At 72.7% G+C, this 21,997-nt stretch carries 21 protein-coding genes and 1 pseudogene; 12 read left to right on the top strand and 10 right to left on the bottom strand.

Features of this window, described 5'->3' with window-relative positions; genetic code table 11:
- Positions 1–15 precede the first annotated feature (15 nt).
- Complete coding sequence (locus OG524_RS20770; protein WP_405389352.1) at positions 16–2,481, top strand: helicase C-terminal domain-containing protein; 2,466 nt, start codon at positions 16–18, stop codon at positions 2,479–2,481.
- 170 nt (positions 2,482–2,651) lie between these two features.
- Positions 2,652–4,295 (top strand): DNA repair helicase XPB, encoded by a 1,644-nt coding sequence (locus tag OG524_RS20765; protein WP_405389353.1) that lies wholly within the window; start codon positions 2,652–2,654, stop codon positions 4,293–4,295.
- Positions 4,296–4,340: 45 nt separating this feature from the next.
- On the opposite strand, the gene OG524_RS20760 is transcribed toward OG524_RS20765, so the two are convergent.
- The gene (locus tag OG524_RS20760; protein ID WP_405389354.1) at positions 4,341–4,529 is read right to left on the bottom strand and encodes a hypothetical protein; all 189 of its coding nucleotides are present in this window, start codon (positions 4,527–4,529) and stop codon (positions 4,341–4,343) included.
- Between the two features lie 369 nt (positions 4,530–4,898).
- Here OG524_RS20760 and OG524_RS20755 point away from each other — a divergent pair, with 369 nt between their 5' ends.
- Positions 4,899–6,983, top strand: a complete 2,085-nt coding sequence (locus OG524_RS20755; protein ID WP_405811483.1) for a HelD family protein — start codon at positions 4,899–4,901, stop codon at positions 6,981–6,983.
- 16 nt (positions 6,984–6,999) lie between these two features.
- Here OG524_RS20755 and OG524_RS20750 read toward each other — a convergent pair.
- The 7 genes and pseudogenes from OG524_RS20750 to OG524_RS20720 all read right to left on the bottom strand — a co-directional run.
- Positions 7,000–7,251, bottom strand: a pseudogene (locus OG524_RS20750) (MMPL family transporter); the annotation flags it as partial.
- Between the two features lie 54 nt (positions 7,252–7,305).
- Complete coding sequence (locus OG524_RS20745; protein WP_405389356.1) at positions 7,306–8,001, bottom strand: copper homeostasis protein CutC; 696 nt, start codon at positions 7,999–8,001, stop codon at positions 7,306–7,308.
- Between the two features lie 355 nt (positions 8,002–8,356).
- On the bottom strand, positions 8,357–9,376 hold the full coding sequence (locus tag OG524_RS20740) for a CU044_5270 family protein (RefSeq protein WP_405389357.1): 1,020 nt from the start codon (positions 9,374–9,376) through the stop codon (positions 8,357–8,359).
- Positions 9,369–10,088, bottom strand: a complete 720-nt coding sequence (locus OG524_RS20735) for an RNA polymerase sigma factor (RefSeq protein ID WP_405811482.1) — start codon at positions 10,086–10,088, stop codon at positions 9,369–9,371. The genes OG524_RS20740 and OG524_RS20735 overlap by 8 nt, the downstream gene beginning before the upstream one ends.
- Before the next feature lie 106 nt (positions 10,089–10,194).
- Positions 10,195–11,082, bottom strand: a complete 888-nt coding sequence (locus OG524_RS20730; protein WP_405811481.1) for a biotin-dependent carboxyltransferase family protein — start codon at positions 11,080–11,082, stop codon at positions 10,195–10,197.
- Entirely contained in the window at positions 11,079–11,714 is a 636-nt protein-coding gene (locus OG524_RS20725; RefSeq protein WP_405811480.1) for an allophanate hydrolase subunit 1, read from the bottom strand. The genes OG524_RS20730 and OG524_RS20725 overlap by 4 nt, the downstream gene beginning before the upstream one ends.
- Positions 11,711–12,460 carry a LamB/YcsF family protein gene (locus OG524_RS20720; protein ID WP_405393138.1) on the bottom strand — a complete coding sequence of 250 codons (750 nt, stop codon included), beginning with the start codon at positions 12,458–12,460 and terminating at the stop codon, positions 11,711–11,713. The genes OG524_RS20725 and OG524_RS20720 overlap by 4 nt, the downstream gene beginning before the upstream one ends.
- 92 nt (positions 12,461–12,552) lie before the next feature.
- On the opposite strand from OG524_RS20720, the gene OG524_RS20715 reads away from it, so the two are divergent.
- Together OG524_RS20715 and OG524_RS20710 are read left to right on the top strand one after the other, a co-directional pair.
- Positions 12,553–13,197: a hypothetical protein gene (locus OG524_RS20715; RefSeq protein ID WP_405389362.1), complete on the top strand. Its 645-nt coding sequence runs from the start codon at positions 12,553–12,555 to the stop codon at positions 13,195–13,197.
- Between the two features lie 72 nt (positions 13,198–13,269).
- The gene (locus OG524_RS20710; protein ID WP_405811478.1) at positions 13,270–14,583 is read left to right on the top strand and encodes a Cmx/CmrA family chloramphenicol efflux MFS transporter; all 1,314 of its coding nucleotides are present in this window, start codon (positions 13,270–13,272) and stop codon (positions 14,581–14,583) included.
- On the opposite strand, the gene OG524_RS20705 is transcribed toward OG524_RS20710, so the two are convergent.
- Complete coding sequence (locus tag OG524_RS20705) at positions 14,531–14,806, bottom strand: DUF4031 domain-containing protein (RefSeq protein WP_405389364.1); 276 nt, start codon at positions 14,804–14,806, stop codon at positions 14,531–14,533. The two genes, OG524_RS20710 and OG524_RS20705, sit on opposite strands and share 53 nt — an antisense overlap.
- Positions 14,803–15,171: a hypothetical protein gene (locus tag OG524_RS20700; RefSeq protein WP_405389365.1), complete on the bottom strand. Its 369-nt coding sequence runs from the start codon at positions 15,169–15,171 to the stop codon at positions 14,803–14,805. Before OG524_RS20700 ends, OG524_RS20705 begins: the two co-directional genes overlap by 4 nt.
- 145 nt (positions 15,172–15,316) lie before the next feature.
- Between OG524_RS20700 and OG524_RS20695 the strand changes: the two genes are divergently transcribed.
- The 7 genes from OG524_RS20695 (at position 15,317) to OG524_RS20665 (ending at position 21,980) form a co-directional block, all read left to right on the top strand.
- Positions 15,317–16,234 carry a MurR/RpiR family transcriptional regulator gene (locus OG524_RS20695; RefSeq protein ID WP_405389366.1) on the top strand — a complete coding sequence of 306 codons (918 nt, stop codon included), beginning with the start codon at positions 15,317–15,319 and terminating at the stop codon, positions 16,232–16,234.
- A gap of 73 nt (positions 16,235–16,307) precedes the next feature.
- On the top strand, positions 16,308–17,276 hold the full coding sequence (gene murQ, locus OG524_RS20690) for an N-acetylmuramic acid 6-phosphate etherase (protein WP_405389367.1): 969 nt from the start codon (positions 16,308–16,310) through the stop codon (positions 17,274–17,276).
- Positions 17,277–17,320: 44 nt separating this feature from the next.
- Positions 17,321–18,844 (top strand): PTS transporter subunit EIIC, encoded by a 1,524-nt coding sequence (locus tag OG524_RS20685; RefSeq protein WP_405389368.1) that lies wholly within the window; start codon positions 17,321–17,323, stop codon positions 18,842–18,844.
- A 200-nt stretch (positions 18,845–19,044) separates the two neighbouring features.
- The gene (locus OG524_RS20680; protein WP_405389369.1) at positions 19,045–20,007 is read left to right on the top strand and encodes an SDR family NAD(P)-dependent oxidoreductase; all 963 of its coding nucleotides are present in this window, start codon (positions 19,045–19,047) and stop codon (positions 20,005–20,007) included.
- Between the two features lie 95 nt (positions 20,008–20,102).
- On the top strand, positions 20,103–20,273 hold the full coding sequence (locus OG524_RS20675) for a hydrophobic protein (protein WP_405389370.1): 171 nt from the start codon (positions 20,103–20,105) through the stop codon (positions 20,271–20,273).
- Between the two features lie 157 nt (positions 20,274–20,430).
- A complete protein-coding gene (locus OG524_RS20670; protein WP_405389371.1) occupies positions 20,431–20,784 on the top strand; it encodes a PRC-barrel domain-containing protein in 354 nt (117 codons plus the stop codon).
- A gap of 356 nt (positions 20,785–21,140) precedes the next feature.
- Complete coding sequence (locus tag OG524_RS20665) at positions 21,141–21,980, top strand: hypothetical protein (protein ID WP_405811473.1); 840 nt, start codon at positions 21,141–21,143, stop codon at positions 21,978–21,980.
- Positions 21,981–21,997: the final 17 nt, after the last annotated feature.

Raw genomic sequence — 21,997 nt, 5'->3', positions numbered from 1 at the left:
GCTACCGTGGGACGGATGGGGACGACCACACCACCGCGCACGCTCGCCGAAGCCCTGCGCGCCCGGGGCGACGAATCGCTGGCGGGGCTTCTGCGTGCCCGCCCCGACCTGCTCAGTCCCGTGCCGAACGACATCACCCAGCTGGCGACACGGGCCGGCACACGCGCCTCCGTCATCCGTGCACTGGAGCACCTCGACCGGTTCGCCCTGCAGACCGCCGAGGCGCTGGCCGTGGCGCCCGATCCCGCTCCGTACGACGCGCTGCTCGCGCTCCTCACCGGTGACGGCGAGGGGGACGGCGACGGGCGCGACGACGCCGGTGCGGCGATCACCGCCGCTCTGCCCGCCGCGCTCACGACCCTGCGCGAACAGGCCCTGGTCTGGGGCGAGGACGAGCGGCTGCATCTCGTGCGCACCGCGCGCGAGCTGCTCGCCCCGTCCCCGCAGCACCCCTCCCCCACCGGTCTCGGCCCGACCGTCGCCGAGGCGACGGCCGGCATGTCGCCGGGCAGGCTGCAGGAGATCCTGACGGCCGCCGGACTGCCGGCCACCCATGACCCGGTCTCGGCCGTCGCCGCGCTGGCCGGTCTCTTCACGGACCGGACCAGGATGGCGGCGCTGCTGGACACCGCCCCCGTCGAGGCGCTGTCCGTACTGGACCGGCTGGTGTGGGGCCCGCCGTACGGGGAGGTCACCCCGAATCCCGCCCCGCCCGTCCAATGGCTGCGGGACCGCGGCCTGTTGCTGCCGGTGTCGACCCGGACCGTCGTCCTGCCGCGCGAGGCCGCGCTGCACCTGCGGGCCGGCCGCGCCCACCGCGTACCCGAGCCTGTGCCGCCGGCCCTCGTGGCGGCGGCCGAACGCGATCCCCAGGCTGTGGACAGGGCGGCGGCCGGTCAGGCCTTCACCGCGCTGTCGACGATCGAGGAGCTGCTGAAGCTCTGGAACAACGGCGGTCCGGCCATCCTCCGCGCGGGCGGGCTGAGTGTGCGCGAACTGAAGCGCGTCGCGAACGCCCTCGACGTGTCCGAGCCGATCGCCGTCTTCTGGGTCGAACTCGCGTACGCGGCGGGGCTGCTGGCCACCGACGGGGAGGCCGACGAGCGGTATGCGGCGACGCCCGCGTACGACGACTGGCTCGAACTCCCCGCCCAGGACCGCTGGACCCGCCTCGCCACCGCCTGGCTGACCGCGACCCGCACCGCGGGCCTGGTCGGCGGCCAGGACGCCAAGGGCCGTGCGCTCTCCGCGCTCGGCCCCGAGCTGGACCGTTCGGCCGCGCCCGAGGTACGCCGCCGGGTGCTCGCCCTGTTCGCCGCGCTCCCCCCGGGCACCGCACCCGACCCGCAGACCCTGCTGGCCCGGCTCCGCTGGGAGCGGCCGCTGCGTGCGGCCGCGTCCGGCAGGGCCTCGTCCTCCGGCGACATCTCCGACCTGCGTTCCCGGCTCGCCCTGTGGACGGTCAACGAGGCGGAGCTGCTCGGCGTCACCGGTCGCGGCGCCCTCTCCTCCCAGGCCCGGGCACTCCTCGAACAGGGCACCCGCGAGGCCGCCGCCCGCCTCGCCCCGCTCATCCCCGAGCCGCTCGACCACGTCCTGCTCCAGGCCGACCTGACGGCCGTGGCCCCCGGCCCGCTGGAACGCCCGCTCGCCGAGATGCTGTCGGTGCTCGCGGACATCGAGTCCAAGGGCGGTGCGACGGTCTACCGCTTCACGCCCGGTTCCGTACGCCGCGCCCTGGACGCCGGTCAGGCCGCGTCCGACCTGCACGCCTTCCTCGCCACGCACAGCCGCACGCCGGTGCCGCAGCCGCTGAGCTACCTCATCGACGACGTGGCCCGCCGCCACGGCCATCTGCGGATCGGCGCCGCCTCCGCGTACGTACGCTGCGACGACGAGGCCGTACTGAACGAGATCCTGGCCGACAAGCGCTCGGCCGCCCTGCGGCTGCGCCGTCTCGCGCCGACCGTCCTGGCCGCCCAGACCGACCCGGGCTCGCTGCTCGAAGGGCTGCGGGAGATGGGATACGCCCCGGCCGCGGAGTCCGCCGAGGGCGATGTGCTGATCACCCGCGCCGGCGCCCGCCGCACCCCGCCCCGAACGGCTCCCGCCCCCGTCCCCGAGGGCCCGCCCGTACCGGACACGACCCTGCTGTCCGCCGCGGTACGGGCCATCAGGGCCGGGGACACGGCCGCGCGGGCCGTCCACAAGGACTCCCCGGACACGGCGTCGGCCGGTTCGCTCCCCCGCACGACCCCCGCCGAGACCCTCGCCACGGTGCAGGCGGCCGCGATGACCGGGTCCGCGGTATGGATCGGCTACGTCAACGCGGACGGCGCGGCCAGCCAACGGGTGATCGCCCCCGTCAAGGTCGAGGGCGGCTTCGTCACGGCATACGACCACACAGCCGACGAGGTCCGCACCTACCCCCTGCACCGCATCACAGGCGTAGCGGAACTGGCCGACGACGCGGCCCCGTAACCCCGGCCCTCCTGGGAAGTCACGGACGAATATCCGCCCCGTATGCCCGATATGGCCGTCGGTAACTTCCCCATGCCAGGGGTGGGCCGCGCACGCCCCCGATGAGGCACACTGGACGTTTGGCTGTTCTCATCCGGGCGGCCACCCCCTGCCGGAAAGGGCCGACGCGCGTGACCGGACCCCTCATCGTCCAGAGCGACAAGACGCTGCTCCTCGAAGTCGACCACGACCAGGCGGACGCCTGCCGTCGTGTGATCGCCCCGTTCGCGGAGCTGGAGCGTGCACCCGAGCACATCCACACCTACCGGGTCACCCCGCTCGGCCTGTGGAACGCCCGCGCCGCGGGGCACGACGCCGAGCAGGTCGTCGACGCGCTCGTGGAGTACTCGCGCTACCCCGTGCCGCACGCGCTCCTCGTCGACATCGCCGAGACGATGGCGCGGTACGGCCGCCTCACCCTGTCCAAGCACCCGGTGCACGGCCTGGTGCTGACCTCCAACGACCGGCCGGTGCTGGAGGAGATCCTCCGCTCGAAGAAGGTCCAGCCGCTGGTCGGGGCCCGTCTCGACCCGGACACCGTCGCCGTGCACCCCTCCGAGCGCGGGCAGATCAAGCAGACGCTGCTGAAGCTGGGCTGGCCCGCCGAGGACCTCGCCGGGTACGTCGACGGCGAGGCGCACCCCATCGAGCTCGACCAGAACGGCTGGGCCCTGCGCCCGTACCAGAAGCAGGCCGTCGAGGGCTTCTGGCACGGCGGTTCCGGTGTCGTCGTCCTGCCCTGCGGTGCCGGGAAGACGCTGGTCGGCGCCGGTGCGATGGCGGAGGCCAAGGCGACCACGCTGATCCTGGTCACCAACACCGTCTCGGCCAGGCAGTGGAAGCACGAGCTGGTGAAGCGGACCTCGCTGACCGAGGACGAGATCGGCGAGTACAGCGGTACGCGCAAGGAGATCCGGCCGGTCACCATCGCCACGTACCAGGTGCTGACGACCCGCCGTAAGGGCATCTACCCGCACCTGGAGCTGTTCGACTCCCGTGACTGGGGGCTCGTGATCTACGACGAGGTGCACCTGCTGCCCGCCCCCGTCTTCAAGTTCACCGCCGACCTCCAGGCCAGGCGGCGCCTCGGGCTCACCGCCACGCTGGTGCGTGAGGACGGGCGCGAGTCGGACGTCTTCTCGCTCATCGGGCCCAAGCGGTTCGACGCGCCGTGGAAGGAGATCGAGGCGCAGGGCTACATCGCGCCCGCCGACTGCGTCGAGGTCCGCGTCAATCTGACGGACTCGGAACGGCTGGCGTACGCGACGGCCGAGGCCGAGGAGAAGTACCGGTTCTGCGCGACGACCGCGACGAAGCGCAAGGTGACCGAGGCGCTCGTCCGCAAGCACCAGGGTGAGCAGACCCTCGTCATCGGGCAGTACATCGACCAGCTCGACGAGCTCGGTGAGCACCTGAACGCCCCCGTGATCAAGGGCGAGACCAGCAACGCCCAGCGCGAGAAGCTGTTCGGCGCGTTCCGCGAGGGTGAGATCAGCGTGCTGGTCGTGTCGAAGGTGGCGAACTTCTCGATCGACCTGCCGGAGGCCACGGTCGCCATCCAGGTGTCGGGAACGTTCGGCTCGCGCCAGGAGGAGGCGCAGCGGCTCGGCCGGGTGCTGCGGCCGAAGGCGGACGGGCACGAGGCCCGGTTCTACTCGGTGGTCGCCCGCGACACGATCGACCAGGACTTCGCGGCACACCGCCAGCGGTTCCTGGCCGAGCAGGGGTACGCGTACCGGATCGTCGACGCGGACGAACTGCTCGCGGACAGCTGACCCGGAGGCTGTCGGGCGCCGGGCGGGAGGGCGTCCGGCGGTCTCTCAGCGGTGGCGGCGGATGACGCCCGCCTCCTCCGCGTACTCGCCGAGGACGGCCACCCCGAAGGCGGTGCGCGCGAAGACGCCGACGGCGCGCACCGCGTCGCCGAGACGGTGGCGGGGGTGACCGGTGGCCGCGGTCGCGCCGTGCGCGGGCCCGGTCCTGCGTGGGTTCACATATACGGTGCTCATGCATTCCATGGTGCTCCGCCCCCGCCCGGAACGTCATCGGCCTGTGGACGGAAGCGCGCGAGGGCCCGGGTAGGGCCCAGGTCGCACCCCGCCCTCTGCCGTCCCCTACGGGACGTACGGACACCGTCCTTATTCGTTCGACGCCGCGGACCGCGGTCGATACAATCGCCGGTCTGCCCGCCTCCCGCACCGTGGTACCGGTCCGCCACCTTGAGCGGCCGGCAGCCGGGGGAGCGCCGCCGACCGGACGGAAACCGGCCGACAACAGCCGTACGCACCATCTGCGTGCGCACCTGTGAACGTCCTTGAGCGGACCAGGCCCTCTGAGCCCGGTCCGCCGTCCTGCGTTGAAAAGCCGGAGGCAACACCGTGCCCGCGCACGAAGAGACAAGCGAAGACACCAGCGAAGCGACGAGCAGTCCACTGGCCGGGGAACGCGCCCACCTCGCCGGTTCCCGCGCCGCACTGCGCGCCATGCGCGAGGACGTACAGTCCCTCGACATCCGCGACGTCACGGCGAACTGGGTCAACGCCGCCGTCCTGCAGGCCCAGATCGACGACCGCATCAAGGCGCTCGCCGACCTCTCCCACACCCCGCTGTTCTTCGGCCGCCTCGACTACCGGCACCCGGTCGGCACGGACGAGGCGGAAGGGGCCGAGGGCGAGCAGTTCTACATCGGGCGCCGCCACGTCCACGACGCCCACGGCGACCCGATGGTCATCGACTGGCGCGCCCCGGTCTCCCAGCCGTTCTACCAGGCCTCCAGGAACAACCCGCTGGGCGTCGACCGGCGCCGCCGCTTCGGCTACACCGGTGGCGAGCTGACCGCGTACGAGGACGAGCACCTCACCGACCCGGCGGAGACCGAGCAGACCAGCAAGCTCCTCCAGGCGGAGATCGAGCGGCCCCGCGTCGGCCCGATGCGCGACATCGTGGCGACGATCCAGCCGGAGCAGGACGAGATCGTCCGGAGCGACCTCGGCGGAACGGTCTGCGTCCAGGGAGGCCCCGGCACCGGGAAGACGGCCGTCGGCCTGCACCGTGTCGCCTACCTCCTGTACGCGCACCGCGAACGGCTCGCCCGCACGGGCACCCTCGTCATCGGCCCGAACCGGTCGTTCCTGCACTACATCGAGCAGGTGCTGCCCGCGCTGGGCGAGCTGGAGGTGAAGCAGGCCACCGTCGAGGACCTGGTGACGGCACAGGTCGAGGTGCGCGGCGCGGACGAGGCCGCCACCGCCGTGATCAAGGGCGACGCCCGGATGGCCGAGGTCCTGCGGCGCGCACTCCGCTCGCACGTCACCCCGCCGACGGAGGGGGTCGTCGTGGTGCGCGGCTCGCGGCGCTGGCGCGTACCGGCGTACGAGATCGAGGAGATGGTCGACGAGCTGCTGGCCCGCGACATGCGCTACGGCGCAGCCCACGAGGCGCTCCCGCAGCGCATCGCGCACGCCGTCCTCGTACGGATGGAGGAAGCGGGCGAAGCTCCGGACGACCGCGTGCAGAACGCGGTGGCGCGTACGCCCGCGGTGAAGGCTGCCGTGAAGGCGGTCTGGCCTGCGGTGGACCCGGCGAAGCTGGTGCTGCGGCTCCTCTCGGACCCCGAGTTCCTGGCGGTGCACGCGGAGGGGATCCTCACCGCGGACGAGCAGAAGCGGATCGTCCTGGCCAAGCCGGCCCGCAGCGTGAAATCGGCGAAGTGGTCGGCGGCGGACGCGGTCCTGATCGACGAGGCGGGCGACCTGGTGGCCCGTACGCACTCGCTGGGCCATGTCGTCATCGACGAGGCCCAGGACCTGTCCCCCATGCAGTACCGGGCGGTGGGCCGCCGCTGCTCGACCGGCTCGGCGACGGTGCTCGGCGACCTGGCGCAGGGCACGACACCCTGGTCGACGGAGAGCTGGGCACAGGCGCTGTTCCACCTCGGCAAGGGGGACGCGGTGGTGGAGGAGCTGACCGCCGGATTCCGTGTGCCGCGCGAGGTGATCGCGTACGCCTCCCGGCTGCTCCCGGCGATCTCGCCCGGCCTGGCCCCCGTGGAGTCCGTACGTGAGACGCCCGGCTCGCTGGCCGTACGGGAGGTGGCCGGCGCGGACGCCCTGGACGCGGCGGTGGTCGCGGCGTGCGAGGAGTCGCTGGCCCACGAGGGCTCGATCGGCCTGATCGCCGCCGACGCCCGCATCCCGGCACTGGCCGACGCCCTGACGGCGGCGGGCCACGCGTACCTCTCCCCCGGCGAGGAGACGACGGCCGCGTCCCGGCTGACACTGGTACCGGCGTCGCTGGCGAAGGGCCTGGAGTACGACTACGTGGTGCTGGACGAACCGGCCGCCGTGGTCGACGGCGAACCCGACGAACGCACGGGCCTGCGCCGGCTGTACGTGGCCCTGACCCGGGCGGTCTCGGGCCTGGTGGTCCTGCACGCGGCCCCGCTGCCGGAGCGGCTCGGGTAGGAACCGCCGCCCCGCCTCACCTGCCGGTCCGGGCGGCCTGTGCCGCGTCCCCGGATCCTTCCGCGTCCACCTTCGGAAGGATCCGGTCCAGCCGGCGCGGTGTCCACCGGGCGGCGCGGCCGAGCAGGGTCATCACGGCCGGGACCAGGAGGAGCCGGACGACGGTGGCGTCGACGAGCACGCTCGCCGCGAGACCGAGTCCGAGACCGAGACCGAGACCGAGCATCTTCACCACGATGTTGTCGCTGATCAGGAACGCGGCGAAGACGTCGCCCGTCGCGCGCCCGCCCGTCGCGCCCCGCGCGCCCGCCCCGCCGCGTGCTCACCCGTCGAGGGCCGCGCGCCACTCCCGTACCGCCGCCACGTCCACCGGGCCCGACCAGCCGGCCGGGCGGGCGGCGCCGCCGATGTGGAAGGCGTCGATACCGGCGGCCACCAGGCGAGGCAGGTGTTCCAGGCGGAGCCCTCCGCCCACCAGGATCTGCGGCTCGTAGCCCGGCTGCCCGGCGGCCGCTCGAGCCGCGTCGGCGAGCAGGGTCGGGATGCCGTCGTCGACGCCCTTCGCCGAGCCCGCCGTCAGGTACGTGTCCAGGCCGGGCAGTTCCGCGAGGTGCTTGCGGAGCGCGTCACGGTCCACGGCGCGGTCGATCGCCCGGTGGAACGTCCACCGGCAGCCGTTCAGCTCGGCGACGAGACGCTCGACGGCCACCAGGTCGACGTTCCCCTCCTGGTCGAGGAAGCCGAGCACGAATTCCTCGGCCCCCTCCGCCCGCATCTCTCGCGCCCTCTCCACGAGCACGTCGATGTCGCCGACCGCGAACCCGTCCGCGACCCGGAGCATGACGCGCAGCGGGATGTCCACGGCGGACCGGATCTCCGCGACGGTCTTCGGGGAGGGCGTCAGGCCGTCCGCGGCCATGTCGGTGACCAATTCGAGGCGGTCCGCACCACCCGCCTGAGCCGCGACCGCGTCCTCCGCGTCGAGAGCGATCACCTCCAGGACTGCACGGTTGCTCATGAGGTTCCATTCCTTCGGAGCGGCTATAGGTCTAGTCCAATAAACAGCCTACGGGTCAGCTCCGGACGGCGCAGCTTCCCCATGGGAACGCATGGGCGTGAAAGATACGCGAGGCCCCGGGCACGTCCGTGGACCCGGCCACATCCAGGGAACGGACGCGCCGACGGCCTCACGGGGCAGCCGCCCCGCCGGCCAGGACGCGCCGCCGCCGTCGCGCCGCCCTCACCGACGAGGAGGGGCCGCGCGGCGGGATGCGGGAGGGCCACGTCACCAGCCGAAACAACTCGCGGGTAGGTTGCACTCGGCGTGTGCGGGGCGGACCCGGCCCCCCGACCGGGCCCGCCCCGCACACGCCCTACGGGCGCTGCCCCATCCGGTCCACCACGGCTGCCCGGACGAGTCCCTTGACCTCCACGAACTTCGTGGTGCCCCGCAGCTCACCGGTTACCCTCCCGCCTCTGTCCGGGCCCTCCCTGTCCGGGTTCGGCCGCACCGTCGCGGTCACCGGTTTCCCGCCGGCGATGCCCTCCTGACGCATTCCCAGATAGGCGTACGTGTCCCGCTCGAAGACGAGACCGAATGACATCCCCGGATACGAGACGCCGATGCCGTGCCGGCCGAGGGCGTCCGCCTCGTCGTCGTCCAGCACGACACCGGGCAGCCTCGCGAGGGCTTCGAACGCGGCGGCCTGCAGGCCCGGCGGCATCACCCGCGGCCCCCGCAGCAACAGGCACGCTTCCATGTACGCCATCTGATTACCCCCCTCGGCGCCGCCACCGCGCCTGAACAGGGCGAGGAGTTCGTCCGGGTCGGTCGGCAGCTTCTTCAGCTCCGCGTACTCGGTGGGCAGCGACCTCACCTCGTGCTCGCCCAACGGCGGCTCGTCGACGATCCGTTCGTCGTAGCTGTACCGGGACGGCTTGGAGCCGTCGACCGAGAGCCAGCTCTCGTCCGTGAAGGTCTTGGTCCCGCCTGTCCTGTTCCCGCCGTCGTCGAGCAGGGTCCGTCTGGTGATCTCCTCGGTGTAGAAGTACTGGTCGTCGCGCGGGACCGGCAGCGCGGCACTGTCCGTCCGTGACCGGTCCGCCGCCCGGTGGAGGACCTGCGCGGCGCTGAGCGTGGTCATCCGCGGTCTGCCCGGGCCCTCGCCCTCCCCGTCCGGCGCGGCGACCACGACGGTCCCCGCGACAGCGGCGGCGGCCGTCGAGGCGACGGCGACCCGCAGCACCAGCCGCCTGGGCACGGCCCGGAAACGTCCCCGGCAGGTCTCCTCGGCCACGGCACGCGCCAGCCGGGCACGGGCGGCGGCACGGGCGTCGCCCGTCGGCCCCGGTGTGTCGGCCTCGAACGTCCGCAGTGCAGTCAGGTCATCCATGGTCCTGCTCCTCCCGGTCCTCGAACAGGCGCGCCGGATCCGCCCCGCCCAGGGCGTCGCGCAGTCTTTTGCGGGCCCGGTGCAGCCGCGAGCGCACGGTGCCCACCGGTATGCCGAGGGCCTCGGACGCCTCCGCGTAGTCGAGGTCGCCCCAGGCGACGACCAGCAGGGCGTCCCGGTAGCGGGCGGGCAGCGCGGCGAGGGCTCCGGCCAGCTCGGCCCGGGTGCTCTCGGCGCTGACCCGGGCCGCCACCCGGTCGGCCAGCGGCTCCCCGTCGCCGCTCCCTTCGTCCGGGACGGTGGAGGCGGCCCGCGCCAGGGTCCTCAGCCGCCGGGCCTCGGCCCGGCGGTGGCCGCCGACGAGGTTGGTGACGATCCCGTAGAGCCAGGGCCGCGCGTGCGGTCTCGACAGGTCGTACCGGCGGCGCTGCTGGAAGGCGATCACGAACGTCTCGGCCATCAGGTCGTCGGCCGCCTCCGTGCCGAGCCGCCGGGCGGCGTACCGGTGGATGTCGTCGGCGTACCGGTTGAACAGCACGGCGAAGACGTCGGGGTCGTCCCAGGAAAGCCGGACGATCGCGGCATCGGTCCCGGAACTCCCGTCCGTACCACCCGCCCCGGAACTCCCGTCCGTACCACCCGCCGCGGAACTCCCGTCCGTACCACCCGCCGCGGTGACACGGTGCGGCTCCAGACTCGGTGGCGCGGTCACTGGTCGGCTCTTGAGCTCATCGGGACCCCCTCGAAGGTGCGGGCACTGTCACCTGTTGTTGTCCGCCGACCCCGTTCGAGTTCCCGTCCAATTTCCAGGTGGTCGCTCAGGCCGCCACGAACCGCACGGGCGTACCGGGCACCGCCTGGGCCGCCGCTGCCAGGGCGGCCTCGGCGACGACGCCGACGACCGGGTAGCCGCCCGTCGTCGGGTGGTCGTTGAGGAAGACCACGGGCCGCCCGTCCGGCGGCACCTGGACAGCACCCAGCACGATGCCCTCGCTTGGCAGTTCGCCGTCCCGGGAGCGTTCCAGGGCGGGCCCCTCCGTACGCAGTCCGATGCGGTTGCTCCGCTCCGAGACCCGGTACGCGGCGGTGCTGAGCGTACGGAGCGCGGCCGGGGTGAACCACGTGTGGCGGGGCCCGGGGTACAGCGGCAGGACCAGCTCCGCGGGGGCACCCGGCCAGGGCACGGCGTCGGCGGGCGGGCAGCCGTGTCCGTGCCCCAGGGGCAGTACGTCACCGTCGCGCAGGACCGGCGGGCCGAGCCCCGAGAGCAGGTCGGCGGACCGGCTGCCCAGCACCGGTTCCGGCACCAGACCGCCGCCGAACGCCAGATAGCTGCGGAGCCCGTGCACGGCGGGCCCGGCCTCCAGCACGGCCCCTTCCGGTACGCGCACGGGCGCACCCCACGCCACCGGCCGGCCGTCCACCGTGACCCGGCAGCCCGCCCCGCCGACGACGGCGGTCATGGACCGGGCGCCGGACAGGCGGACCGCGCAGCCCGTGAGCGTGGTCTCCAGCACCGCCGCGTCCGGCGCGTTGCCGACGAGCCGGTTGGCCAGCCGCCGGGCGGGCGCGTCCAGCGCCCCCGCCCGGGGCACCCCGAGATGCGCCCAGCCGGTCCGCCCCTCGTCCTGCACGGTCGTCAGCGCCCCTGCCCGCACGACATGGAGCCCGGGGCTCATCCGCATACCCCCGCCGCCGGGGCTCATCCGCGCACCCCCGCCGCCACGAAGCGCACCCGGGCGCCGGGGCCGAGCAGCGCCGCCGGTTCGCGTCCCGGGTTCCACAGGGCGGCAGGCTCCGGCATCCGGCCGACGATCTGCCAGCCGCCGGGCGACGCACGCGGGTAGATCCCCGTGTACGGCCCGGCGAGGGCCAGCGCACCGGCGGGCACCCGGGTCCGCGGGGTGGCTCGGCGCGGTACGCGCAGGTGGCCGGGCAGCCCCGTGAGGTATCCGAATCCGGGCGCGAATCCGCAGAAGGCCACCCGGAACTCCGTACCGGCGTGGATGCGCGACACGTCTTCGACGGCGACGCCCCACATCCCGGCGACCTCTGCGAGATCCGGGCCGTCGTAGACGACGGGGATCTCGACGGCCTCCCCCGTGCCCCGGTGCAACGGCGGAATCTCCCAGGTCAGCAGCCGCTCGGCCAGCGCACGGTCCTCGACCCCGTCCAGCAGCACCGTCCGGGCGCCGGGAACGATCTCGCGGACGGCGGGCAACGAGCCGTCCGCCCGGCTGCGCAGCAGCTCCGCGTGGAAGGCCTCCGCGTCCTCACCGGAGGCCAGCTCCACCAGGAGGGCCCGGGGTCCGGCCGGCAGCACCCGTACCGCGCTCACGCGAACGCCCGCACGGACACGCCCGCGTCCTCCAGCGCCCTGCGGATCCGCAGGGCGAGCGCCGCCGCTCCGGGGGTGTCGCCGTGGACACACAGCGACCGAGCGGCGACCGGTATCCGGCTCCCGTCCAGGCCGGTCACCGTCCGCCCGACGGCCATGCCGACGCTGCGGTGTACGACGTCGTCCGCGTCGTGCAGCACCGCGCCCGCCTCGCCGCGCGGCACGAGCGTGCCCTGCGGGGTGTACGCACGGTCGGCGAACGCCTCCGGCACCGCTGTCAGGCCCGCCGCCTCCGCGTGGGCCAGCAGTCTGGACCCGGGCAGCCCGAGGACCGCCGGACGGCCGCCCGCGAGCAGGACGCCCTCGACGACTGCGGCTGCCTGGCCGTCGTCCCACACGACGCGGTTGTACAGGGCGCCGTGCGGTTTCACGTACGAGACGGTGGAGCCCGCCGACTCCGCGAAGACCCGCAGCGCACCGATCTGGTACGCGGTCTCGGCGGTGAGCTCGCCGGCCGGGACGTCCATGGCACGGCGTCCGAAACCGGCCAGGTCGCGGTAGGAGACCTGCGCCCCGATCCGCACGCCCCGGGCCGCCGCCAGGTCGCAGACCCGGCGCATCACGGAGGCGTCCCCGGCGTGGAAGCCGCAGGCCACATTGGCGCTCGTGACACAGGTCAGCAGCGCCTCGTCCTCGGTGAGGGTCCAGCGTCCGAACCCCTCTCCGAGGTCCGCGTTGAGGTCCATCGGGTACGTCGGGTCCGCAGTGTCCGTCACGGGCGCACGCTAACCACCGGCCGCCCCGCACGACAAGGCCGGGCACGTCCTACAGTCGCCGTATGACCGACGCCCTCACGCTCCGCACCCGCTGGCAGGACGCTCTCGTCGCCGCCCGGCGCGGAGCCCCCGGCCCCGACCCGGCTCCGTACGCCGACAACCTCCTGGCCCGATGGGCCGAATCGCAGCGGCGCTACCACACGACCGCCCATCTGACCCAGGTCCTGGACCGCGTCGACACCCTGGCCGGCCATGCCACCGACCCGGACCTGGTGCGTCTCGCCGTCTGGTTCCACGACGCGGTCTACCGCCCCGACCGCACCGAGAACGAGGAGCGCAGCGCCGCCCTCGCCGAGCGGGCCCTGCCGGAGGCCGGTGTCCCCGACGCCGGCGTGGCCGAGGTGGCCCGGCTGGTCCGGCTCACCGTCACCCACGACCCGGCGGACGGCGACACCAACGGGGAGGTGCTGTGCGACGCGGACCTGGCGATCCTCGCGGCGGGCCCGCAGGAGTACGCGGCGTACGCGGCGCAGGTACGGGAGGAGTACGGCTTCGTCCCGGACGACGCCTTCCGTGAGGGCCGGGCGGCCGTCCTGCGGCAGCTGCTGGACCTGCCCAGGCTGTTCCGTACGCCGCACGGGGTCGCGGAGTGGGAACCGCGTGCCCGGCAGAACCTGACGACGGAGCTGGAGCTGCTCACCCACTGAGACGGGGGAATGCCAAGGGAAGAGACACTGTTGGTCACAGTCATGCCCGACTCCGCCTCCAGCCGTCCCCGTATGCCCTTGGCCGTATACATCCTCGGCCTTTCGGTCTTCGCTCTCGGTACCAGCGAGTTCATGCTGTCCGGGCTGCTGCCACCGATCGCCGACGACATGCACGTGTCGATCCCGCAGGCCGGACTCCTCATATCCGCCTTCGCGATCGGCATGGTGATCGGCGCCCCGCTGCTGGCCGTGGCCACGCTCCGGCTGCCACGCCGCACGACGCTCATCGCGCTCATCTCGGTCTTCGGCCTGGGCCAGATAGCGGGTGCGCTGGCGCCGACGTACGAGGTGCTCTTCGTCTCCCGCGTGGTGAGTGCGCTGGCGTGCGCCGGTTTCTGGGCGGTGGGCGCGGCGGTCGCCATCGCGATGGTGCCGGTGACCTCGCGGGCCAGGGCGATGGCCGTGATGATCGGCGGGCTGTCGATCGCCAACGTGCTGGGCGTGCCGCTGGGCGCGTTCCTCGGGGAGAGCTTCGGCTGGCGTTCGGCGTTCTGGGCGGTGGGCGCCGCGTCCGCCGTGGCCCTGGTCGGCGTCGCCACACGCATCCCGCGCATTCCGCTGCCCGACGAGAAGCCGCAGCTCAAGCGCGAGGTCACGATCTACCGGGACCGCCAGGTGTGGTTGTCGATCGTGATCACGGCGCTCGCGGCGGGCGGTGTCTTCTGCGCGTTCAGCTATCTCGCGCCGCTCCTGACGGATGTCGCGGGGCTGAGCTCCGGCTGGGTGCCGTGGGTGCTGGCGCTGTTCGGCGTCGGCGCGGTGATCGGGACGACGATCGGCGGCCGGGTCGCGGACGCGCACCTCTTCGGGGTGCTGCTGAGCGGCATCACCGCGTCGACGGTGTTCCTGGTGGCCCTGGCCCTGTTCGCGTCGAACCAGGTCGCGGTGATCGTCCTGGCGTTCCTGCTCGGACTGTCCGCGTTCTACACGGCCCCGGCGCTCAACGCCCGGATGTTCAACATCGCGGGCGTCGCCCCGACGCTGGCCGGTGCGACGACGACGGCGGCGTTCAACCTGGGCAACACGAGCGGCCCGTGGCTGGGCGGCACGGTCATCGACGCGGACTTCGGCTTCCAGGCGACGGCCTGGGCGGGCGCCGCGATGATGCTCGTCGGCCTGGCAGCGGTGGTGGTCTCGATGCGCCTGGGCGGCAACGGCACCCCGTCCCGACGCGTCGCAGGCGCCCCGGGAAAGGCCAAACCCACGCGGCCCACCGAGCTGACTCCTGCCACCCCTTCCACTTCTGCCACTCCTTCCACCTCTGCCCCGCTGATCACTGCCGCGGAACAGGCCGCCCCTTCGGGCGCCGCAGCCCCGCGGCAGTGATCCGGCGCACGATCTCCTTCGATCCGACCTCCTGAGCCCCGGCGTGCACCGCGTCCGCGTAGTGCGCCTCGGGTACGTCGTAGTGGTCGCGCTCGAACGCGCGGGCCGGGCAGCCGATCGCGGCGGCGAAGGCGTGCAGCTCGTCGAACGACACGTCGCTGACCAGGTGGGACCACATGCGGCCGTGCCCCGGCCAGGTGGGTGGGTCGATGTAGACGGTCATCCGCCGAGCACCCCGGCGAGCTCCCCCACGGGTGCGACGGCCACCGTCGCCTTGGTGCAGACCCAGTGCGGGTCGGGGCCGAGCTCGGGTTCGACCTCCAGGGCGTGCGGCCCGTCCTCGGTGCACACCGGGCACAGCGGCCAGCGGCCGTAGCGCTCCAGCAGCGCGTCCTGCACGTCCTGCGCCACCAGGCCGGTGACGAAGGCCACGCCTTCGGGCCACTGCTCGACCCACCAGCGCCGATGGGTCACCGCGTCCTCGACCAGCGAGACGATCTCGGCCTCGGCCACGTCGCCCGCGACGAGGTCGGCCATCACCAACGCCCGCGCGCTATGCAACTCCCGCTCCACCACACTCAACTCCATCCCCCCATTCTCCCCCGCCCTCCCGGTCCGGTCATCGGGAACTTAGCGACACCCACATCGGGCATTTCACCCGCATTTCCGTCCCTACCCTCCCAACCAGTCATAGGGGATTGACGAAGGGGCGGAGTGGAAATAACTTTCAAGGGTGACCAATGACGTGAAGGAAAGTTTCAGCGCTGATTCCCCGCCCGCGCCGGCGGCCCTCGCGGCCAAGGTGCGGACCCTCGCCCCGTCCATGACCCGCTCCATGCAGCGGGTCGCCGAAGCCGTGGCGGGGGACCCCGCCGGATGCGCCGCCCTCACCGTCACCGGTCTCGCCGAGCTCACCGGCACCAGCGAGGCCACCGTCGTCCGCACCGCCCGCCTCCTCGGCTACCCCGGCTACCGGGACCTGCGCCTGGCGCTCGCCGGGCTCGCCGCGCACCAGCTGTCCGGCCGGGCGCCCGCCGTCACCGCCGACATCGCGGTCGACGACCCGATCGCCGACGTCGTGACCAAGCTCGCGTACGACGAGCAGCAGACCCTCGCCGACACCGCCGCGGGCCTCGACACCGTCCAGCTCGGCGCCGCGGTCGCCGCAGCCGCGACCGCCCGCCGCATCGACATCTACGGCGTCGGCGCCTCCTCCCTCGTCGGCCAGGACCTGGCGCAGAAGCTGCTCCGCATCGGTCTGATCGCCCACGCCCACACGGACCCGCACCTCGCGGTGACCAATGCCGTGCAGCTCCGCGCCGGCGACGTGGCCATCGCGATCACGCACTCCGGCTCCACCGGTGACGCCATAGAGCCGCTCCGGGTCGCCTTCGACCGGGGTGCGACGACGATCGCGATCACCGGCCGCCCGGACGGACCGGTCTCGCAGTACGCCGACCACGTCCTGACCACGTCGACCGCCCGCGAGAGCGAGCTGCGGCCCGCCGCCATGTCGAGCCGTACGAGCCAACTGCTCGTCGTCGACTGCCTGTTCATAGGCGTCGCCCAGCGTACGTACGAGACGGCCGCACCCGCCCTTGCCGCTTCGTACGAGGCACTCGCCCACCGCCACAGCCCGCGCAGCCGCTGACCACACGGCCGCACCCGCACCCGCACCCGCACCCGCAGAACCGTACGAGACCGAGAAAGCAGAGCAGCTGTCCATGACCTCCACCACCGACGCCGGCAACGACGCCGCCGCCCCCGACGGCTACGGCGAGCTGCGCGCGCAGCTCGCCACCCTCACCACGGAGGCGTTCCGCCCCGAGCTCGCCGAGATCGACCGGCTCTCCACCCAGGAGATAGCCCGGATCATGAACGGCGAGGACGCCACCGTGCCCGCCGCGGTCGCCGAGAAACTGCCGCAGATCTCCGCAGCGATCGACGCCACCGCCGAGCGCATGGCGCGCGGCGGCCGGCTGATCTACGCGGGCGCCGGCACGGCCGGCCGCCTGGGTGTGCTCGACGCCAGCGAGTGCCCGCCCACCTTCAACACCGACCCGTCCGAGGTCATCGGCCTGATCGCGGGTGGCCCGTCCGCCATGGTCAAGGCTGTCGAGGGCGCCGAGGACAGCAAGGAGCTGGCCGCAGCCGACCTTGACGAGCTGGGCCTCACCGCCGACGACACGGTGGTCGGCATCTCCGCCTCCGGCCGCACGCCGTACGCCATCGGGGCCGTCGAGCACGCCCGCGGCAAGGGCGCGCTCACCCTCGGCCTCTCCTGCAACGCCGGCTCCGCACTCGCCGCGGCCGCCGAGCACGGCCTGGAGATCGTCGTCGGCCCCGAGCTGCTCACCGGCTCCACACGGCTGAAGGCGGGTACGGCCCAGAAGCTCGTCCTCAACATGCTGTCGACGATCACGATGATCCGGCTCGGCAAGACGTACGGGAATCTGATGGTCGACGTGCGCGCGTCCAACGAGAAGCTGCGCGCCCGCTCCCGCCGGATCGTCTCCCTCGCCACCGGCGCCTCCGACCAGGAGATCGAGGCGGCGCTCGCCGCCACCGACGGCGAGGTCAAGAACGCCATCCTCACGATCCTGGGCGAGGTCGACGGTCCCACAGCCGCCACGCTCCTGGCCGACTCCCACGGCCACCTCCGCGCCGCCCTCGCGGCCGTACGCACCACCTGACGCACCACCTGCACCACTCCCCCGCACAGCAAGGCACCACGCACATGGCTACTGAAGACAAGAACCGCGCCACCGCCGCCGCGATCCTTCCGCTCGTCGGTGGCGCAGCGAACGTCAGCTCGATCGCCCACTGCATGACCAGGCTCCGGCTCGGCCTGCACGACCGTTCCCTCGTCGACGACGAGGCCCTGAAGGCCGTCCCCGCCGTGATGGGCGTGGTCGACGACGACACCTACCAGATCGTCCTCGGCCCCGGTACGGTCGCCCGGGTCACCCCGGAGTTCGAGCAGCTGGTCGAGGAGGAGCGCGCGTCCGCGCCCCCCGTCGTCCATACCTCCCAGGAGCTGGCGGCGCAGGGTGCGGCGATCAAGGCGCAGCAGAAGGCGAAGAACGCCACCCCGTTCAAGCTGTTCCTGCGCAAGATCGCGAACATCTTCGTCCCGCTGATCCCGGCCCTCATCGGCTGCGGCATCATCGCCGGTCTCAACGGCCTGCTGGTCAACCTCGGCTGGCTGCCGTCGGTCACGCCCGCCCTGGCCGCGATGGCCTCCGGCTTCATGGCGCTGATCGCGGTCTTCGTGGGCTACAACACGGCGAAGGAGTTCGGCGGTACGCCGATCCTGGGTGGTGCGGTCGCGGCGATCATCGTCTTCCCCGGCGTCGCGAACATCGACGCCTTCGGCCAGGCCCTCTCCCCGGGTCAGGGCGGTGTGCTCGGCGCGCTGGGGGCCGCGGTCCTCGCGGTGTACGTGGAGAAGTGGTGCCGCCGCTGGGTGCCCGAGGCCCTGGACGTCCTGGTCACCCCGACCCTGACGGTGCTGATCTCCGGCCTGGTCACGATCTTCGGCCTGATGTACGTCGCCGGTGAGGTCTCCTCCGCCATCGGTACGTTCGCCGACTGGCTGCTGTCCACGGGCGGCGCGGGTGCGGGCTTCCTGCTCGGCGGCTTCTTCCTGCCGCTGGTGATGCTGGGCCTGCACCAGGCCCTGATCCCGATCCACACGACGCTGATCGAGCAGCAGGGCTTCACGGTCCTGCTCCCCATCCTCGCCATGGCCGGCGCGGGCCAGGTCGGCGCGGCGGCCGCGGTCTACCTGCGCCTGCCTCGTAACGAGTCGATCCGCAAGACCATCAAGTCGGCCCTCCCGGCCGGTCTGCTGGGCGTCGGCGAACCTCTGATCTACGGTGTCTCGCTCCCGCTCGGCCGCCCGTTCATCACGGCCTGTGTCGGCGGCGCGTTCGGCGGCGGCTTCGTGGGCCTGTTCAACCAGCTCGGCGACTCCGTCGGCTCCACGGCCATCGGCCCGTCCGGCTGGGCCCTGTTCCCGCTCCTGGACGGCAACCACGGTCTCGGCTCGACGATCGCGATCTACGCGGGCGGTCTGGCGGTCGGCTACGTCGCCGGATTCGTCGCCACGTATTTCTTCGGCTTCAGCAAGGCCCTGCTGGACGAGTTCAACGTCTCGCAGGAGCCGGTCCCCTCGACGGTCGCCGCCACCGGCGGCCCCGCCACGACGGACCCGGGCACCGCACCCGGCGCCCCGGCGAAGGAACCGGCGGGGGTCTGATCTCCGCCTCGAACCCCTCGAACCCCTCGAACCCCTCGGACCGCCGGGCCCCGGACCCCCCCCCGGTGCCCGGCGGTCCGAGGGGTCCGGGGGTCCGCACCACCTCGCGGCAGAGGCGGTGCGGTGCCCGCCCGCCGCCGTCGTCGGCGGCGGCGGCGGCCCTTGACCTGGAGCGCGCTCCAGCATCTAGCGTCTCCGCCATGACGACACCTCAGCACAAGATCGGATCGGGTTTCGGTGCCCGGAGCACCGTGGACGACGTCCTGGGCGGCATCGACCTGTCCGGCAGCACCGCGATCGTCACCGGTGGTTACTCGGGACTCGGCCTGGAGACAACCCGCGCCCTGGCGGGTGCCGGTGCACGCGTCGTCGTCCCCGCCCGGCGACGGGCCGCCGCCCAGGCGGCGGTGGAGGGCATCGACGGCGTCGAGACCGACGACCTGGACCTGGCCGACCTCGACAGCGTCCGCGGTTTCGCCGAGCAGTTCCTGGCGTCGGGCCGCACGGTCGACATCCTGATCAACAACGCCGGCATCATGGCCTGCCCCGAGACGCGGGTCGGCCCTGGTTGGGAGGCGCAGTTCGCCACGAACCACCTCGGTCATTACGCGCTGGTCAATCAGCTCTGGCCGGCGATCGCCCAGGGTGGCGGGCGGGTGGTCGCCGTGTCCTCCGGCGCCCACGGCATCACGGGCGTGCGCTGGGACGACGTGCAGTTCGAGCACGGCTACGACAGATGGCAGGCGTACGGGCAGGCGAAGGCGGCGAACGTGCTGTTCGCCGTGCACCTCGACGCACTCGGCCGCGACGCCGGGGTCAGGGCGTTCGCGGTGCATCCGGGCAGCATCCTCACCCCGCTGCAACGCCACCTCCCGAAGGCGGAGATGGTCGAAGCGGGCTGGATCGACGAGAACGGCAACCCGGCCGATCCCACCTTCAAGACACCCGGGCAGGGTGCGGCGACGCAGGTATGGGCGGCGACCTCCCCCCGGCTGGCGGGCATGGGCGGCGTGTACTGCGAGGACTGCGACGTGGCCGAGCCTGCCGGCGACGGCTCGGGAGGCGGCGTGCACCCACACGCCACCGACGCGGAGCAGGCCGCGCGCCTGTGGGCGCTGTCGGCCGACCTCACGGGCGTCGACGCTTTCGCGGCGGAGACCTGAGGAAGACGCCGACTCGCACGGCGACGAAAACCTTCGGATAATCTGGGAGTAGGAAATCATCTCAAGGGCATCAGAAGCCTTGGAGGTTGATAACAATGGTTCCCCTGCTTCTCGTTCTTCTGCTCGCCCTGGTCCTCTTCGGTGCCGGGTTCGCACTCAAGGCGCTGTGGTGGATCGCAGTAATCGTCCTCGTGGTCTGGCTGATCGGATTCCTTGTCCGGCCGACCGCGAGCGGTGGCCGACGTGGCCGGTGGTACCGCTGGTAGAACGCCTTCACCAGCACTGTTGACGCGGGTGGGCCCGGACCGAATATCCGGGCCCACCCGCATTCACCTTTTCCCGTCGCCTCATATGCGTGCACCTCCGGAACGGGGGCACGCGAGTTGTGGAACACGAAAGATTCCGTCGCGAAAGGAGCCAATGATGACCGACCACCTGTGGGGCTACCAGCCGACAAGCGGTCACACCGCCGGCGCCGACCTGACCGGTTATTCGGTCGAGGCGACGGACGGAAGTGTCGGAAAGGTCGACAAGCACTCCGACGAGGCCGGCTCGGCCTACCTCGTCGTCGACACCGGTGTCTGGATCTTCGGCAAGGACGTCCTGCTGCCCGCAGGCACGATCAAGGCCATCGACATCGAACGCCGGACGATATTCGTCGACCTGACCAAGGCTCAGATCAAGGACTCGCCCGAGTTCAACAGGCACCGGCACGCGAACGACCCGGGGTATCACGCCCAACTCGACAGCTACTACGGCACCTTCCGCATCATGTGAACCCAGCGCACCCCGACCGACCGGAAGAGACCGGGCAGAGCACCGGGCAGAGCACCGGGCAGAGAACCTGGCAGAGAACCGAACGCCGTTCACCGGCATCACACTGTCCAGACGCTGATCCGTGAACCATCGGGCAACGCGTACGGACAGTGGGAGGCGGCAGACATGACGCACGGGCCGGCTCGTGTGACGGTGAGGGATCATCGGCCCCGCGCGCGGAACGGCGGGCGGAGGAGGGGCGCGGGCCCCGACACGGCATCACCCGAGCGGCGTTCGCCGTCCTGCGCCGTGACGGACTCCCCCTGTTCGGCCGGGCCGCACGCGTAGCCGGGCCGGCGGCACTGGGGGGCCTGCTGGTGACGGTCGTGGCCTTCCTCGTCGCCTGGCCCACGTTCACCCGGATACGCCTGAACGCGATGCAGGCCCGTCTCGACGAGGACTCCTACGCCCCCAGCGGCAGCCTGGTGAACAGCCTGTGGCTCATCGCCCTGGCCTGCCTGCCGTTCCTGATACTCCTGCTGCACCTGGGATGCACCGTTCTCCAGACCGCGTCCGCCCGTGCGGCTGCCGGACGGGCTCCCGGCCGCTTCCGTACGGTCCTGGGCGTGGACCTGCTGCGCGGAGTGTGCGTATGGGCTCCGCTGGTGCTCGGTGTCCTGGTGGCGGAGTACTTCACGACCACCACGTTCAGGGAGTACACCGCGATCGTTCCGAAGTGGGAGTACCCCAACCTGTTCCTCCTGCTGCGCTACGGTCCGCCCTTGCTGGGCCTGGTGGCGGCGCTGGTGCTCCGGCTCGGCTGGACCCTGGCCCCGACCGTCGCCGCGACGGAAGGCCTCACACCCGTCGCCGCCCTGCGCCGCTCCTGGTCGCTGGTGTGGGGCCGGGCCGCCGCCTGGTTCCGCACCGTGGCCGTCGCGCTGCCCCTGGGCGGGCTCACCGCCGGCACGTATCTGCTGCTCCACCTCGCCGCCCGGCCACTGCGCCCCGGCACTGTCGCCCGCTTCCTGACGTGGGGCCCGGACAACACCTACGCCGCGTACGTCGCCGGGCTCCTCGCCCCCATCGCCTTCGCCCTGCTGCTCACCGGCGCCCTGACCCTTCCACCGGCGTACACCACCCTCGCGATACTCCACCAGCGGCTCGTCCTGGCCCGGGGGCGGCAGCCGGCGGATGCGGCGGCCACCCGAATGTGACGCCGGGCGACGGCCTA

Origin of the sequence: Streptomyces sp. NBC_01520, from assembly GCF_045040375.1 — a bacterium.
Classification (GTDB): Bacteria; Actinomycetota; Actinomycetes; order Streptomycetales; family Streptomycetaceae; genus Streptomyces.
Note: the sequence above shows the minus strand (reverse complement) of the source record. Positions and strands in the feature narration are given on the sequence as shown.

Coding starts and splice junctions, on each gene's coding strand:
- OG524_RS20770 (WP_405389352.1), top strand. CDS start 16: ATGGGGACGACCACACCACCGCGCACGCTCGCCGAAGCCCTGCGCGCC.
- OG524_RS20760 (WP_405389354.1), bottom strand. CDS start 4,529: ATGAGCACCGTATATGTGAACCCACGCAGGACCGGGCCCGCGCACGGC.
- OG524_RS20745 (WP_405389356.1), bottom strand. CDS start 8,001: ATGAGCAACCGTGCAGTCCTGGAGGTGATCGCTCTCGACGCGGAGGAC.
- OG524_RS20740 (WP_405389357.1), bottom strand. CDS start 9,376: ATGGATGACCTGACTGCACTGCGGACGTTCGAGGCCGACACACCGGGG.
- OG524_RS20730 (WP_405811481.1), bottom strand. CDS start 11,082: ATGAGCCCCGGCGGCGGGGGTATGCGGATGAGCCCCGGGCTCCATGTC.
- OG524_RS20720 (WP_405393138.1), bottom strand. CDS start 12,460: ATGGACCTCAACGCGGACCTCGGAGAGGGGTTCGGACGCTGGACCCTC.
- OG524_RS20715 (WP_405389362.1), top strand. CDS start 12,553: ATGACCGACGCCCTCACGCTCCGCACCCGCTGGCAGGACGCTCTCGTC.
- OG524_RS20710 (WP_405811478.1), top strand. CDS start 13,270: ATGCCCTTGGCCGTATACATCCTCGGCCTTTCGGTCTTCGCTCTCGGT.
- OG524_RS20705 (WP_405389364.1), bottom strand. CDS start 14,806: ATGACCGTCTACATCGACCCACCCACCTGGCCGGGGCACGGCCGCATG.
- OG524_RS20700 (WP_405389365.1), bottom strand. CDS start 15,171: ATGGAGTTGAGTGTGGTGGAGCGGGAGTTGCATAGCGCGCGGGCGTTG.
- murQ (WP_405389367.1), top strand. CDS start 16,308: ATGACCTCCACCACCGACGCCGGCAACGACGCCGCCGCCCCCGACGGC.
- OG524_RS20685 (WP_405389368.1), top strand. CDS start 17,321: ATGGCTACTGAAGACAAGAACCGCGCCACCGCCGCCGCGATCCTTCCG.
- OG524_RS20680 (WP_405389369.1), top strand. CDS start 19,045: ATGACGACACCTCAGCACAAGATCGGATCGGGTTTCGGTGCCCGGAGC.
- OG524_RS20675 (WP_405389370.1), top strand. CDS start 20,103: ATGGTTCCCCTGCTTCTCGTTCTTCTGCTCGCCCTGGTCCTCTTCGGT.
- OG524_RS20670 (WP_405389371.1), top strand. CDS start 20,431: ATGACCGACCACCTGTGGGGCTACCAGCCGACAAGCGGTCACACCGCC.